We start from the raw sequence: 14382 nt of genomic DNA on the forward strand, positions 1-14382 counted from the left end.
GTGGGTTGCGCCGCTTCACACACCTCGGTCCTGCTCGACGAGGCGGTCACCGCCCTGTTGGGCGAGGTGCCCGCGCCCAATGCCGTGTTTGTCGACGGCACCTTCGGGCGCGGCGGGCATGCGCGCCGCATTCTCGAGCGCATCGGTCCGGGCGGGCGCCTGATCGCGTTTGACAAGGACCCCGAGGCCGTCGCCACGGCGGCGGCGCTGGCGGATACGCGCTTTTCGATACGCCACGAGAGTTTCAAGGGCCTGGCGCAGCTCGCGCCGGGCAGCGTCGCGGGCGTGTTGCTCGACCTGGGCGTGAGCTCGCCGCAGATCGACGCCCCCGGGCGCGGGTTCAGCTTTCGCTTCGACGGGCCGCTGGACATGCGCATGGACCCGACGCGCGGGGAGAGTGTGGCCCAGTGGCTCGCGCATGCCGAGCCGTCTGCAATTGCGGAGGTGATACGTGACTATGGTGAAGAACGGTTTGCTGGCGCCATTGCAAAGGCGATTGTTGCTCGGCGCGAGAAGCAGGGGCCTGTTCAGACCACTGCCGAGCTCGCCCACCTCGTGGCTGGCGCGGTCCGCACCCGCGAGCACGGGCAGAACCCGGCAACGCGCACATTTCAGGCTCTTCGGATTTTCATCAATGCCGAGCTCGAAGATCTCCGGCAGGCGCTAGAGGCGTGCCTCACGGTGCTGGCGCCCTGCGGGCGGCTGGTGGTGATCAGCTTTCATTCGCTCGAAGACCGCATCGTCAAGCAGTTCATCGCCCGCCATGCGCGTGAAGCGGTGGACCGGCGCCTGCCGCCCAGCGCGCCGCGCGCCATGCCGCTGAAGGCGCTGGAGCGCATCCGCCCCGGCGCGGCCGAGCTTGCCGCCAATCCGCGCGCGCGCAGCGCCGTGATGCGTGTGGCCGAACGCACGGAGGCGCCGGCGTGACGCGCCTGAGCATCGTGCTGCTGCTGGCGGTCATGGCCAGCGGCATGTGGCTCGTGCAGGTGCAGTACGAGTCGCGCCGGCTCAACACCGAATGGCACCGCGCCAACGTCGAGGCGCGCCGGCTGGAGGTCGAGCGCCAGCGCCTGCTGGTGGAAAAACGCGCGCAGGCCACGCCGCTGCGCGTCGAGCGCCTGGCGCGCGACAAGCTGCAGATGCGCACGCCCACGCCCGCCACGACGCTGTACGTCGCGGCCGACGGCACGCCTCTCCTGCCCGCCGCGGAGGTCAAGCCATGAGCCGGCGCCGCGTCAACTACGCCTCCAGCCCGCTGCTGGCCGCGCGCACCCCGGTGTGGCGCAGCAAGTTCGTGGTCGCGCTCGTGGCCTTCGGCTTTCTCACGCTGGCGGTGCGCGCGACCTACGTGCAGGTCATTCACAGCGACTTCTTCAAGCGCCAGGGCGAGGTGCGCTTCGTGCGCACGCTGGAGCTGCCCGCGCACCGCGGCCGCCTGCTGGATCGCAACGGCCTGATCCTCGCTTCCAGCGTGCCGGCCGCCAGCATCTGGGCCATTCCCGAGGACGTGGAAGACCAGCAGCCCACGGTGCGCCAGCGCTTGAAGGAAGCGGCGCGCCTCATGGACATGCCGCTGGAGCGACTCACGGCGCGCCTGGCCGACGAGGACAAGACCTTCGTCTGGCTCAAGCGCCAGCTCGACTGGGACGTGGGCCAGAAGATCATGGCGCTGGGCATCAAGGGCCTGTACCTGCGCAAGGAGTACAAGCGCGAATACCCCGAGGGCGAGTCGGTGGCCCACGTGGTGGGTTTCACCAACGTCGAGGACCACGGCCAGGAGGGCATGGAGCTCGCGTTCGACGACGAACTGGCGGGCAAGCCCGGTTCGCTGCGCGTGATCAAGGATGGGCGCGGGCGCGTGGTGGAGGGCGTGGGCACCGAAACCCCGCCGGTGGACGGGCGCGACATCCAGCTGTCGGTGGACAGCAAGATCCAGTTCTTCGCCTACCAGAAGCTGCGCGACACCGTGATCGCGCACAAGGCCAAGGCCGGCAGCGTGGTGGTGCTCGACGCGCACACCGGCGAGGTGCTGGCGCTGGCCAATTACCCCAGCTACGACCCGAGCGACCGGCGCCACCTCACCGGCGAGCAGCTGCGCAACCGCGCGCTGACCGACACCTTCGAGCCCGGCTCGACCATGAAGCCCATCACCATAGGGATGGCGCTGGAGCTTGGGCGGGTCAGACACGACACCATCATCGACACCTCGCCGGGGCGCTATGCGCTGGGCAAGTTCACCATTTCGGACACGCACAACTACGGCGCGCTCACCGTGGACGGGGTGATTCAGAAGTCCAGCAACATCGGCGCGCTCAAGGTCGCCCAGCGCATGACGGCGCAGGAGATGTGGACGGTGCACACCGCCCTGGGCTACGGGCAAAGGCCCGAGCTCGCCTTCCCCGGCGCGGCCAGCGGGCGCCTGCGGCCCTGGAAGAGCTGGAAGCCGGTGGAGCAGGCCACCATGGCCTACGGCTATGGGCTCTCGGCATCGCTGTTCCAGATGGCGCGCTCCTACACCGTGTTTGCCAACGACGGCGTGGTCATCCCGGCGACCATGCTCAGGCGCAGCGAGGCGCCCGTCGGCACGCGGGTGTTCTCCCCGGCCAATGCGCGGCTGGTGCGCCACATGCTGTGGCTGGCGGCCGGGCCGGGCGGCACGGGCCAGAAGGCGCAAACCATGGGCTACTCCATAGGCGGCAAGTCGGGCACCGCACGCAAGCAGGTGGGCAAGACCTATGCCGCCGGCAAGTACCGTGCATGGTTCACCGGCATGGCCCCCATCGACCAGCCGCGCATCATCGTGGGTGTGATGATCGACGAGCCCTCGGCCGGCGTGTACTACGGCGGCGCGGTCTCGGGCCCGGTGTTCAGCGAGGTAGTGCAGCAGACCCTGCGCCTGATGGGCGTGGCGCCCGACCTGGCGGTCAAGCCGCTCATCGTCTCCAACCCGATCGAGGAGCCGCTGCTGTGAGCGCGACCGTGCCTGGCACCGTGGAGCAGACGCTGGCCTTCCTGCGCGCGCGGGTGGGCGGCAGGCTGCGCGCCGACAGCCGCAAGGTGGCGCCCGGCGACGGCTTTCTCGCCTGGAACAGCGCGCCGGAGGCGGCATGGGCGCACGCCCGGGACGCACTCGCGCGCGGCGCCGGTGCCTGCGTGCTGGACGCGGCCACGGTCGTACCCGAGGCCAATGCGCCCCGGGTTGTGCGCTGCCCCGACCTGAAGGCGCGGGCCGGCGCCATCGCCAGCGCCTGGCTGGGCGAGCCCAGCGCGCAGATGCGCGTGCTGGCGGTGACCGGAACCAACGGCAAGACCAGCACGGCCTGGTGGCTGGCGCAGGCTGTTGAAAAACTTGCAAAAAAGGAGCTGATTGCGCTTGGTGGGTGCGGGTTTGTGGGCACTTTGGGTGTGGGAATGCTGCCCCGGCTCGCGCGCACCGGTCTGACCACCCCCGACCCCGTTGTGCTGCAGCAGGCGCTGGCGGACCTGCTGGGCGCGGGTCTGCGTGCCTGCGCGATCGAGGCGTCGTCCATAGGCATCGTCGAGCAGCGCCTGGGGGGCACGCGCATCGACACCGCGATCTTCACCAATTTCACCCAGGACCACCTGGACTACCACGGCAGCATGGCGGCCTACTGGCAGGCCAAGCGTGCCCTGTTCGACTGGCCGGGCCTGCGCGCAGCCGTGGTCAACGTGGACGACGCGCACGGCGCGCGCCTGCATGCCGAGCTTGCGCCGCGGGCGCTGGACCTGTGGAGCGTGGCCGTCGCCGTGCCCGCGCGCCTGCGCGCCGAAAACCTGTGCCATGCGCCCGAGGGTCTGAGCTTCGACGTGGTCGAGGGCGGCCAGTGCGCCAGCCTGGCCACGCGTCTGGTGGGCGACTACAACGTGGCCAACCTGCTGGGCGTGATTGCCACTTTGCGCTCGCTTGGCGTGCCGCTGGCGGCTGCCTGCGCGGCCTGCGCCGATCTGGTGCCGGTGCCCGGACGCATGCAGCAGGTGGCGCTCGCCGGCCAGCCGCTGGCCGTGGTGGACTACGCGCACACGCCCGATGCGCTCGCCCAGGCGCTTGCGGCGCTGCGCCCGCTGGCACGCCAGCGCGGCGGGCGGCTGTGGTGCGTGTTCGGCTGCGGCGGGGACCGCGATGCCGGCAAGCGCCCCTTGATGGGCGCCGCCGCGCAGGCCGGTGCCGAGCGCTGCGTGCTCACCAGCGACAACCCGCGCAGCGAGGCGCCGGGGGCCATCATCGCCCAGGTGCTGACCGGCATGCGCGCGGCGGCGGACGCGGTTCAGGTCGAAGCCGACCGCGCGCTTGCGATTGCCCAGGCCCTGGCGCAGGCGGATGCGCGCGACGTGGTGCTGATCGCCGGCAAGGGCCATGAGGATTACCAGGAAGCGGCCGGGGTGCGCCACCCTTTTTCCGACGCCGAGCACGCACGGGCCGCACTGCGGCGCCGCGCGGGCGCGCCGGCCCCGATGTGCACGCTGGCACAGGCGCATGCGCTGCTGCAGGCCCGCGTGCCGGCGGCGCGCCTCGTGGGCGACGGCGCCACGCCCCTGATGCGTGTGCACAGCGACAGCCGCAGCCTGCAGCCGGGCGACCTGTTCGTCGCGCTCAAGGGCGAGCGCTTCGATGCGCATGACTTTCTGCCCCAGGCGCGCGCCGCCGGTGCGGCCGGGGCGCTGGCGGAGCACGGGCTTGAAGCCGCTGGCCTGCCCGGCATCACCGTGCCCGACACGCTGCAGGCCCTGGGCGCGCTGGCCACGGCCTGGCGCGCGCAGCATGCGCTGGCGCTGGTGGCGGTGACCGGCAGCAACGGCAAGACCACGGTCACCCAGATGGTGGCGGCCATCCTTCGGGCCTGGCTGGGCGACGCCGCCCTGGCCACGCGCGGCAACTTGAACAACGCCATCGGCGTGCCGCTGACGCTGCTGGGGCTGCGCCCCGCACACCGCGCCGCGGTGGTCGAGCTGGGCATGAACCATCCGGGCGAGATCGCCGCGCTGGCCGCCATGGCCCAGCCCACGGTGGCGCTGGTGAACAACGCCCAGCGCGAGCACCAGGAATTCATGCACGGCGTGCAGGCGGTGGCACGTGAAAACGGTGCGGTGCTGCAGGCGCTGCCCGCCGACGGCGTGGCCGTCTTTCCGCATGCCGACGAATACAGCCCGCTGTGGCATGACCTGGCTGGCCAGCGGCGCGTCGTCACCTTCGGTGACGGTGCCGCGGCCGACGTGCATTGCACGCAGGCGCAGTGGCAGGACGGCGCGTGGCAGCTGGCGGTGCGCACGCCCGCGGGCGATTTTGCAACGCGCTTGTCGATTGCCGGGCGGCACAACGTGCGCAATGCCCTGGCGGCGGCGGCCTGTGCTCTGGCCGCCGGTGCCCCGTTGCAGGTGCTGGCGCAGGGACTGACGCAATTTCGCCCGGTCAGCGGCCGCTCGCGGGCGTTTGCGCTGCAGCGGCGCGGACACCGCCTGAGCGTGGTGGACGACAGCTACAACGCCAACCCGGACTCGGTGCTCGCCGCCATCGACGTGCTGGCGAGCTTGCCCGCGCCGCGCCTGCTGGTGCTGGGCGACATGGGCGAGGTCGGCAGCCAGGGGCCACAGTTCCATGCCGAGGCAGGCAGCTATGCGCGTGCCCAGGGCGTGGAGCAGCTGCTTGCGCTGGGCGAGCTCTCCCGGCACACGGCGCAGGCCTTTGGTGAGGGTGCCCGGCATTTCGACGATGCGCCGGCGCTCATCGCCAGGCTGCTCGAATGTCTGCCGCAGACGGCCAGCGTGCTGGTCAAGGGCTCGCGTTTCATGCGCATGGAGCGCGTGGTGCGGGCCATCGAGGAGGGCGGCGCATGATCCTGTGGCTCAGCCAGTGGCTGCAGGGCCTGTCGCCCGAGTTCGGCTTCCTGCGCGTGTTCCAGTACCTGACGCTGCGCGCACTGATGGCGGCGATGACGGCGCTAGTGATCGGCCTGGTGGCGGGCCCGCGCGTGATCCGCATGCTCACCGCGCTCAAGATCGGTCAGCCGGTGCGCGGCTATGCCATGCAGTCGCACCTGGTCAAGAGCGGCACGCCGACCATGGGCGGGGTGCTGATCCTGCTGGGCATCACGGTTTCCACCCTGCTGTGGTTCGATCTGTCCAACCGTTTCGTCTGGATCGTGCTGGCCGTCACCCTGGGCATGGGCGCGGTCGGCTGGGTGGACGACTGGCGCAAGGTGGTGAACAAGGACCCCGAAGGCATGCGCTCGGGGCAGAAGTACCTGCTGCAGTCGCTCATCGGCCTGTTTGCCGCGCTCTACCTGGTGTTCAGCATCTCGGGCGACTCCAACGTGCGGGTGTTCGAGCTCTTCCTCACCTGGGTGCAGTCGGGCTTTTCGCTGGATCTTCCGCCCAAGGCGGGGCTGCTCGTGCCCTTCTTCAAGGAGGTGAGCTATCCGCTGGGCGTGCTGGGCTTCGTCATCCTCACCTACCTGGTGATCGTGGGGGCGAGCAACGCGGTCAACCTCACCGACGGCCTGGATGGCCTGGCCATCATGCCCGTGATCATGGTGGGCTCGGCCCTGGGCATCTTTGCCTACGTGACGGGCAATGCGGTCTATGCGCGCTACCTGCTGTTTCCGCACATTCCGGGCTCGGGCGAGCTGCTGGTGTTCTGCGCGGCCATGGCGGGGGCGGGCCTGGCCTTCCTGTGGTTCAACACCCATCCGGCGCAGATCTTCATGGGCGACGTGGGGGCGCTGGCCCTGGGCGGGGCGCTGGGCACGATAGCGGTGATCGTGCGCCAGGAAATCGTGCTCGCGATCATGGGCGGCATCTTCGTCGTCGAGGCCATCTCGGTGATGGCGCAGGTCACCTGGTTCAAGTACACCAAGCGCCGCTACGGCGAGGGGCGGCGCATCCTGAAGATGGCGCCGCTGCACCACCATTTCGAAAAGAGCGGCTGGAAGGAGACGCAGGTGGTGGTGCGCTTCTGGATCATCACCATGCTGCTGTGCCTCGTGGGCCTGGCCACGCTGAAACTGCGATGAACGAGCCACTGCCCACCCACAGTCCCGCGCCGGCCGAGGCGCCGCCATCGAAAGCGGCCGAGGCCGCCGAGTACGTGGCGCGCCTGTTTGCCGAGGTGCAGCAGGGCGAACTGGCGGCTGGCGCCGCGCCCGCCGCCGAGGCCGGGCCGGCCGTGCAAGAGGCGGCCTTGCAGGCCGACCCACTCGCCGTGGGCGATGGCTGGCAACCCCTGGCCGGCCAGCGCGTGCTGGTGCTGGGCCTGGGCGATTCGGGCCTGGCGATGGCGCGCTGGTGCGCCGCGCGCGGCGCCCAGGTGACCGTGGCCGACACGCGTGCGGCGCCGCCGCACCTGGCCGAGCTGCAAGCCGAGCTGCCGCAGGTCGCCTTCACCGGCGGTGCCTTCACGCCGGCCCTGGTTCAAGGCATCACCATGCTGGCGCGCTCGCCCGGCCTGCGCCCCGGCGAGATTGCCGAACTTGGCCAGGCGGCCCGGGAAGCCGGTGCGCGCGTGGTGGGCGAGCTGGACCTGTACGCCGATGCGCTGCGCCTGCTCAAGGCGCAGTTCGGCTACGCGCCCGCGGTGCTGGCGGTCACCGGCACCAACGGCAAGACCACGGTGACCTCGCTCACCGGCAAACTGGTGGCGCAGGCCGGGCGCAGCGTGGCGGTGGCGGGCAACATCGGCCCGACCCTGCTCGATACCCTGCAGCAGCACCTGCGGGCCGCGAGCCTGCCCGAGGTCTGGGTGCTGGAGCTTTCGAGCTTCCAGCTCGATGGCGTGCAGGACTTCGAGCCCACCGCCGCGACGGTGCTCAACCTGAGCCAGGACCACCTGGACTGGCACGCCAGCATGCAGGCCTATGCCGACGCCAAGGCGCGCATCTTCGGCACGCAGGCGCTGATGGTGCTCAACCGCGAAGACCCGCTGGTGATGCAGATGCTGCCCCCGCCGGTGCCGGTCAAGCTGCGCGGGCCCCGGCAGCGCCCGCATCTGAGCTTTGGCACCGACCTGCCGCGTGCGCCGGGCGACTTCGGCATGGAAACCGCCCATGGCATCGCCTGGCTGGTGCATGCCCTGAACGAGCAAGACACCGGCCGGCGCGGGGCCGGCGCGCAGGACGTGAGCCTGCAGCGCCTCATGCCCGTCGATGCCTTGCGCATCCACGGTCGGCACAACGCCAGCAACGCGCTGGCGGCGCTGGCCCTTGCGCAGGCGGCCGGCTGTGCGCTGGGGCCCCTGCTGCATGCGCTGCGCGAATACCGGGGCGAGCCGCACCGGGTGGAGTCGCTTGCCGTGGTCGATGGCGTGGAGTATTTCGACGACAGCAAGGGCACGAACGTGGGCGCCACCGTGGCGGCCCTCGATGGCCTGGGGGTTGATCGCCGTCTGGTGGTGATTCTGGGTGGCGACGGCAAGGGGCAGGACTTCTCGCCGCTGGCCCGGCCCGTGGCGCGCCATGCGCGTGCGGTGGTGCTGATCGGGCGTGATGGCCCGCGCATCGCGCAGGTGCTGGCTTCCTGTGGCGTGCCGCTGGTCGAAGCCGCCACGCTGGAGCAGGCGGTCGTGCAGGCGGCCCGCGCGGCGCACTCGGGCGACGCGGTGCTGCTCTCGCCCGCCTGTGCCAGTCTGGACATGTTCGACAACTACAAGCACCGCGCCCGCGTCTTCGGCGAGGCAGTGCGGGAGCTGGCCGCAGCTGGCGGCGTGGCGGCCGCGGGAGGCGGCGCATGACGGCCACGTTCAAGCCCGGGCTGTGGCAGCGCTGGCTGGGCCGGCGCGCCGCCGAGCCGCGCGAAAGCGTGGACCAGCTGCCGGTGCGCATCGGCGGCATGGAGCTGCGCCGCACCGCCGCGGTGCCTGCGCGGGTGCTGGGCTTTGACGAGTCGCTGCTCTGGGTGGTGGTGCTGCTGCTGGCCTTCAGCGTGGTGATGGTCTATTCCGCCTCGATCGCGATGCAGGACAACCCGCGCTTCGGCCACGTCAGCGCCACCACCTTCGTGCTGCGCCACCTGTCGGCCATCGCCGTCGGCTTCGTCGCGGCGCTGCTCGCGTTCCAGGTGTCGATGGACGCCTGGGAGCGTATTGCGCCCTGGCTGTTCATCGCATCGATTGCCAGTCTGGTCGTGGTGCTGATCCCGCATGTGGGCGTGATGGTCAACGGCGCGCGGCGCTGGCTCAGCCTCGGGGTAATGAACTTCCAGCCCTCGGAGCTGGCCAAGTTCGCGGTGCTGATCTACGCCGCCGGCTACATGGTGCGCCGCCTGGAGGTCAAGGAGCGCTTTTTCCGCGCGGTGCTGCCCATGGCCGCGGCGGTGGCCATCGTCGGCGGCCTGCTGCTGGCCGAGCCGGACATGGGCGCCTTCATGGTGATCGCGGTGATCGCCATGGGCATCCTGTTCCTGGGCGGGGTGAACGCGCGCATGTTCTTTCTGATCGCGCTCATCCTGGTGGCGGCGTTCGCGCTGATGATCTGGTCTTCGCCCTGGCGGCGCGAGCGCATCTTCGCCTACCTCGACCCGTTCAGCGAGGACCATGCGCTGGGCAAGGGCTACCAGCTCTCGCATGCGCTGATCGCGATTGGCCGCGGCGAGATCTTCGGCGTCGGCCTGGGCGCCAGCGTGGAAAAGCTCAGCTGGCTGCCCGAGGCGCATACCGACTTCCTGCTTGCGGTGATCGGCGAGGAGCTGGGCCTCGTGGGCGTGCTCACGCTCATCGTCGCCTTTCTCTGGCTCACGCGGCGCATCATGCTGATCGGCCGCCAGGCGATCGCGCTGGACCGCGTGTTCTCCGGCCTCGTGGCCGAGGGCGTGGCGGTGTGGATAGGCTTTCAGGCCTTCATCAACGTGGGCGTGAACCTGGGCGCACTGCCCACCAAGGGGCTGACGCTGCCCCTGATGAGCTATGGCGGCTCGGCCATCCTGATGAACCTGGTGGCGCTCGCCGTCGTCCTCAGGGTGGACTATGAAAACAAACTTCTCATGCGCGGAGGCCGCGTATGAGAAGCTTGTTTCATCAAAACAAATTGCATGCTGCGCGTCAGCGCGGCAAGGCGCGTAGCGCCGTCATGCGCGGAGGCCGCACATGACCGCCCCCGGGACCGCTCTCGTCATGGCCGGAGGCACCGGCGGGCACATCTTTCCGGCCCTCGCCCTGGCGCAGGAGCTGCGCGCGCGCGGCTGGCGCGTGCACTGGCTGGGCACGCCGGGCAGCATGGAGGCGCGCATCGTGCCGGCCGAGGGCTTTGCGCTCGAGACCATCGATTTTTCCGGTGTGCGCGGCAAGGGCGTGGTGGCGCTGGCCCTGCTGCCGCTCAGGCTGCTCAGGGCCTTCTGGCAGGCGCTGGTCGTGGTGCGCCGCGTCCAGCCCGGCGTGGTCGTGGGCTTTGGCGGCTATGTGAGCTTTCCCGGCGGCATGATGGCGGTGCTGGCGGGCAAGCCGCTGGTGCTGCACGAACAGAATTCCGTCGCCGGCCTGGCCAACAAGGTGCTGGCCGGTGTGGCCGAGCGCATCTTCACCGCCTTCCCCGGCGTGTTTCGCAAGGGCCAGTGGGTGGGCAACCCGCTGCGCGCCGCCTTCACCGCCCAACCCGGACCGCAGGAGCGCTTTGCCGGGCGCAGCGGCCCCTTGCGGCTGCTGGTGGTGGGCGGCAGCCTGGGCGCGCGCGCACTCAATGAGGTAGTGCCCAAGGCGCTGGCCCTGATCGCGCCCGAGCGCCGCCCCGTCGTCACCCACCAGAGCGGCGACAAGCAGCTCGACGCCTTGCGCGCCCACTATGAAGCTGCCGGCGTGCAAGGCCGCTTGCTGCCCTTCATTGACGACATGGCGCAGGCCTTTGCCGATGCCGACGTGGTGGTCTGTCGCGCCGGCGCCAGCACCGTCGCCGAGATCGCCGCCGTGGGCTGCGCCGCGCTCTTCGTGCCCTTCCCGTTCGCGGTCGACGACCACCAGACGGCCAATGCGCGCTTTCTGGTGGATGCGGGTGCGGCCTGGCTGGTGCAGCAGGCCGACCTCACGCCCGAGGGACTGGCCGAAATGATAGAAAAATGGGAGCGCCCAGCGCTTGTGCACAAAGCGCTGGAAGCCAAAAAAATGCAGAAGATTCAGGCCGTGCGCGAGATGGCTGCCGCCTGCGAGGAGCTGGCCGCATGAAGCACGTGATCCACCACATCCACTTCGTCGGCGTGGGCGGCTCGGGCATGTGCGGCATCGCCGAGGTGCTGCACAACCTGGGCTACACCGTCTCGGGCTCGGACCAGAGCGACAGCGCCACGCTCAGGCGCCTGCAGCAGCTGGGCGTGCAGACCCACGTCGGCCACGCGGCCGCGCATGTGGCCGGGGCCGATGCGGTGGTCACCTCGACCGCGGTGCACGGCGACAACCCCGAGGTGCTGGCGGCGCGCGCGCGCAAGATCCCGGTGGTGCCGCGCGCGGTGATGCTGGCCGAGCTGATGCGTCTGCGTCAGGGCATCGCCATCGCCGGCACCCACGGCAAGACCACGACCACGAGCCTGGTGGCCAGCGTGCTCGCCCAGGGCGGGCTGGACCCGACCTACGTGATCGGCGGGCGGCTGAACAGCGCGGGCAGCAACGCCCGGCTGGGCAAGGGCGAATACATCGTGGTGGAGGCCGACGAGTCGGATGCGTCCTTCCTCAAGCTGCTGCCGGTGATGGCGGTCGTCACCAACATCGACGCCGACCACATGGACACCTACGGCCACGACTTCGGCCGGCTCAAGCAGGCCTTCGTCGACTTCCTGCACCGCATGCCCTTCTACGGCACCGCCGTGCTTTGCGTGGACGACCCCGCGGTGCGCGAGATCGCGCCGCGCCTGACCTGCCCGATCACGCGCTACGGCCTGGGCGAAGACGCCGAGGTGCGTGCGCTGGACGTGCGCGCCGCGGGCACGCAGATGCACTTCACCGTGCAGCGGCGCAACGGTGTGACGCTGCCCGACCTGCAGGTGGTGCTGAACCTGGCGGGCGAGCACAACGTGCGCAACGCCCTGGCCGCGATCGCCGTGGCCACCGAGCTGAGCGTGCCCGACGAGGCCATCCTGCAGGCCCTGGCCGGCTTCACCGGCGTGGGCCGGCGCTTCCAGAGCCATGGCGAGCTGCCGGCCGCGGGCGGCGGGCAATTCACGCTGATCGAGGACTACGGCCACCACCCGGTGGAGATGGCCGCCACCATCGCCGCCGCGCGCGGCGCCTTCCCCGGGCGGCGCCTGGTGGTGGCCTTCCAGCCGCACCGCTACACCCGCACGCGCGACTGCTTCGAAGACTTCGTGCAGGTGCTGGGCAGCACCGACGCGGTGCTGCTCACCGAGGTCTATGCCGCCGGCGAAGAGCCGATCGCGCTGGCCGACGGCCGGGCCCTGGCGCGCGCGCTGCGCGTGGCCGGCAAGGTGGAGCCGGTCTTCATCGAGGACGTGGCCGAGCTGCCCGCGCAGATCGCGCGCCTGGCGCGCGGCGGCGACGTGCTGCTGTGCATGGGCGCGGGCTCGATCGGCACGGCGGCCGCCCGTACCGCGCAGTTGATACAAAAAAGAGAGCTGCATGCGCAGGAAGGACGGGCGCAATGAGCCAGTTTGACCCAAAAATGGACGTCGCTGCACTGGGCAAGGTCGCGGTGCTCATGGGTGGCGATTCGGCCGAGCGCGAGATCTCCCTGCTTTCCGGCCAGGGCGTGCTGCAGGCGCTGCGCGCGCGCGGCGTCGACGCGCACGCCTTCGACCCCGCGGCGCGCGCGCTGTGCGAGCTGCGGCGTGAAGGCTACGCGCGCTGCTTCATCGCGCTGCATGGGCGCCATGGAGAGGATGGCACCGTGCAGGGCGCGCTGGAACTGCTGGGCATTCCCTACACCGGCCCGGGCGTGATGGCCTCCTCCGTCGCCATGGACAAGACCATGACCAAGCGCATCTGGCGCGCCGAAGGCCTGCCCACGCCCGACTGGCGGCTCGTCGGCTCGGCCGCCGAATGCGCCCAGGCCTTTGCCGAGCTGGGCAGCCCGATGATCGTCAAGCCGGTGCGCGAGGGCTCCACGCTCGGCCTGACCAAGGTGCTGCATGCCGGGCAGTGCCAGGCCGCCTACCGGCTGGCCGCGAGCCACGACAGCGAGGTGCTGTGCGAGCAGTTCGTCGCGGGCGAGGAAACCACCTGCGCGCTGCTCGGCCAGGGTGCGGGTGCGCAGGCGCTGCCCATCATCCGCATCGTCGCGCCGGGCGGCAATTACGACTTCCAGAACAAGTACTACACCGACGTGGTGCGCTACGACTGCCCGAGCGGCCTGCCCGAGCAGGAGGAGCAGGCCCTGCGCGCGCTGTCGCTGGCGGCCTACCGCACGCTTGCTTGCCGCGGCTGGGCGCGCGCCGACATCATGGTGCGCGCCAGCGACCGCCAGCCCTTTCTGCTGGAGATCAATACCTCGCCGGGCATGACCGGGCATTCGCTGGTGCCCATGGCCGCGCGCGCCAGCGGCCTGAGCTATGAAGCGCTGTGCCTGCAGATTCTTGCCGGTGCGTCGCTCGACGCCTGGCAGGGCAGGGAGGTGAGGGCATGAACCCCGCAAGCCCGCTGCCGCTGGACGTGCGCCTGATGAACTGGACGGCGGGCCTGTTGCTGCTGGGCTGCGCCGCCGCGCTGCTGTGGGCGCTGGGCAGCTGGGCCGCGCGCCTGCCGCTGTTTGCGCTCACCCGCGTGAGCGTGGGCGGCGAGCTCGCGCGCGTGGACGCGGCGCGGCTGCGCAGCCAGGTGGCGCCGGCGCTGGCAGGCAACTTCTTCACCGTCGATCTGCAGCGCGTGCGCCGCGCCTTCGAGCAGGTGCCCTGGGTCAAGAGCGTGCAGGTGCAGCGCATCTTCCCGCATGCGCTGCAGGTGCGCGTGCAGGAGCAGCAGGCCGCGGCGCTCTGGGGTGAAGAGGGCGCCGAGGCGCTGGTCAACCCCGAGGGCGAGGTCTTCCACGCCGACGTCTCGGCCGTGGAGGATGAGGCGCTGGTGCGCCTCGTCGGTCCGAAGGAGCAGGCGGGCCCCATGCTGGCCATGCTGCGCCAGCTCGTGCCGGCGCTGGCGCCGCTCGACTCGCGGGTGCAGACGCTGGCACTGAGTGCGCACGGCAGCTGGCATGTACAACTGGACAGTGGCGCGGCGCTGGAGCTGGGCAGTGGCGAGGCGCCGCTGCTGCTGGCGCGCGTGCGCCGCCTGGCGGCAACGCTCGCCCAGGTGGCGCACGGCCAGCAGCGCAGCCTGGCGCAGCTGCAGTACGCCGACCTGCGCTACCCCAACGGCTACGCGCTGCGCCTGAAGGGCGTGAACACCCTCGGTGGCGACGCCCCCTCCGCGCCGCGCGCCGCACCGAAAAACCACAGAGGCTAGGAAGA

11 protein-coding genes are annotated in these 14382 nt (G+C 70.8%); all 11 read left to right on the plus strand.

The genetic code is table 11. The annotated features are described in order from the left end of the window. On the plus strand, nt 1-927 hold the full coding sequence (gene rsmH, locus FOZ74_RS10050; protein ID WP_146912937.1) for a 16S rRNA (cytosine(1402)-N(4))-methyltransferase RsmH: 927 nt from the start codon (nt 1-3) through the stop codon (nt 925-927). Further along, nucleotides 924-1223, plus strand: a complete 300-nt coding sequence (gene ftsL, locus FOZ74_RS10055; RefSeq protein WP_146912938.1) for a cell division protein FtsL — start codon at nt 924-926, stop codon at nt 1221-1223. Before rsmH ends, ftsL begins: the two co-directional genes overlap by 4 nt. After that, on the plus strand, nt 1220-2971 hold the full coding sequence (locus FOZ74_RS10060; RefSeq protein ID WP_146912939.1) for a peptidoglycan D,D-transpeptidase FtsI family protein: 1752 nt from the start codon (nt 1220-1222) through the stop codon (nt 2969-2971). Before ftsL ends, FOZ74_RS10060 begins: the two co-directional genes overlap by 4 nt. Then, nucleotides 2968-5853, plus strand: a complete 2886-nt coding sequence (gene murF, locus FOZ74_RS10065; RefSeq protein WP_255437557.1) for a bifunctional UDP-N-acetylmuramoyl-L-alanyl-D-glutamate--2,6-diaminopimelate ligase MurE/UDP-N-acetylmuramoyl-tripeptide--D-alanyl-D-alanine ligase MurF — start codon at nt 2968-2970, stop codon at nt 5851-5853. Before FOZ74_RS10060 ends, murF begins: the two co-directional genes overlap by 4 nt. Next, entirely contained in the window at nt 5850-7028 is a 1179-nt protein-coding gene (gene mraY, locus FOZ74_RS10070; protein ID WP_146912940.1) for a phospho-N-acetylmuramoyl-pentapeptide-transferase, read from the plus strand. The genes murF and mraY overlap by 4 nt, the downstream gene beginning before the upstream one ends. Beyond that, nucleotides 7025-8740 carry a UDP-N-acetylmuramoyl-L-alanine--D-glutamate ligase gene (murD, locus tag FOZ74_RS10075; RefSeq protein ID WP_146912941.1) on the plus strand — a complete coding sequence of 572 codons (1716 nt, stop codon included), beginning with the start codon at nt 7025-7027 and terminating at the stop codon, nt 8738-8740. Before mraY ends, murD begins: the two co-directional genes overlap by 4 nt. Continuing rightward, nucleotides 8737-10008 (plus strand): putative lipid II flippase FtsW, encoded by a 1272-nt coding sequence (ftsW, locus tag FOZ74_RS10080; protein WP_146912942.1) that lies wholly within the window; start codon nt 8737-8739, stop codon nt 10006-10008. The genes murD and ftsW overlap by 4 nt, the downstream gene beginning before the upstream one ends. An 82-nt stretch (nt 10009-10090) precedes the next feature. After that, a complete protein-coding gene (murG, locus tag FOZ74_RS10085) occupies nt 10091-11158 on the plus strand; it encodes an undecaprenyldiphospho-muramoylpentapeptide beta-N-acetylglucosaminyltransferase (RefSeq protein WP_146912943.1) in 1068 nt (355 codons plus the stop codon). Beyond that, nucleotides 11155-12588, plus strand: coding sequence for a UDP-N-acetylmuramate--L-alanine ligase (gene murC, locus FOZ74_RS10090; protein WP_146912944.1), 1434 nt, complete (start codon nt 11155-11157; stop codon nt 12586-12588). Before murG ends, murC begins: the two co-directional genes overlap by 4 nt. Beyond that, nucleotides 12585-13565 (plus strand): D-alanine--D-alanine ligase, encoded by a 981-nt coding sequence (locus FOZ74_RS10095; RefSeq protein WP_146912945.1) that lies wholly within the window; start codon nt 12585-12587, stop codon nt 13563-13565. Before murC ends, FOZ74_RS10095 begins: the two co-directional genes overlap by 4 nt. Continuing rightward, the gene (locus tag FOZ74_RS10100; protein ID WP_146912946.1) at nt 13562-14377 is read left to right on the plus strand and encodes a cell division protein FtsQ/DivIB; all 816 of its coding nucleotides are present in this window, start codon (nt 13562-13564) and stop codon (nt 14375-14377) included. Before FOZ74_RS10095 ends, FOZ74_RS10100 begins: the two co-directional genes overlap by 4 nt. Nucleotides 14378-14382 lie beyond the last annotated feature (5 nt).

Origin of the sequence: Comamonas flocculans (assembly GCF_007954405.1) — a bacterium.
GTDB lineage: Bacteria > Pseudomonadota > Gammaproteobacteria > Burkholderiales > Burkholderiaceae_C > Comamonas_C > Comamonas_C flocculans.

What these genes read in the sequence shown, in the direction of transcription:
- mraY (WP_146912940.1), top strand. Translation starts at nt 5,850, where the DNA reads ATGATCCTGTGGCTCAGCCAGTGGCTGCAGGGCCTGTCGCCCGAGTTC.
- FOZ74_RS10100 (WP_146912946.1), top strand. Translation starts at nt 13,562, where the DNA reads ATGAACCCCGCAAGCCCGCTGCCGCTGGACGTGCGCCTGATGAACTGG.
- FOZ74_RS10060 (WP_146912939.1), top strand. Translation starts at nt 1,220, where the DNA reads ATGAGCCGGCGCCGCGTCAACTACGCCTCCAGCCCGCTGCTGGCCGCG.
- FOZ74_RS10095 (WP_146912945.1), top strand. Translation starts at nt 12,585, where the DNA reads ATGAGCCAGTTTGACCCAAAAATGGACGTCGCTGCACTGGGCAAGGTC.
- murD (WP_146912941.1), top strand. Translation starts at nt 7,025, where the DNA reads ATGAACGAGCCACTGCCCACCCACAGTCCCGCGCCGGCCGAGGCGCCG.
- ftsW (WP_146912942.1), top strand. Translation starts at nt 8,737, where the DNA reads ATGACGGCCACGTTCAAGCCCGGGCTGTGGCAGCGCTGGCTGGGCCGG.
- murC (WP_146912944.1), top strand. Translation starts at nt 11,155, where the DNA reads ATGAAGCACGTGATCCACCACATCCACTTCGTCGGCGTGGGCGGCTCG.
- murG (WP_146912943.1), top strand. Translation starts at nt 10,091, where the DNA reads ATGACCGCCCCCGGGACCGCTCTCGTCATGGCCGGAGGCACCGGCGGG.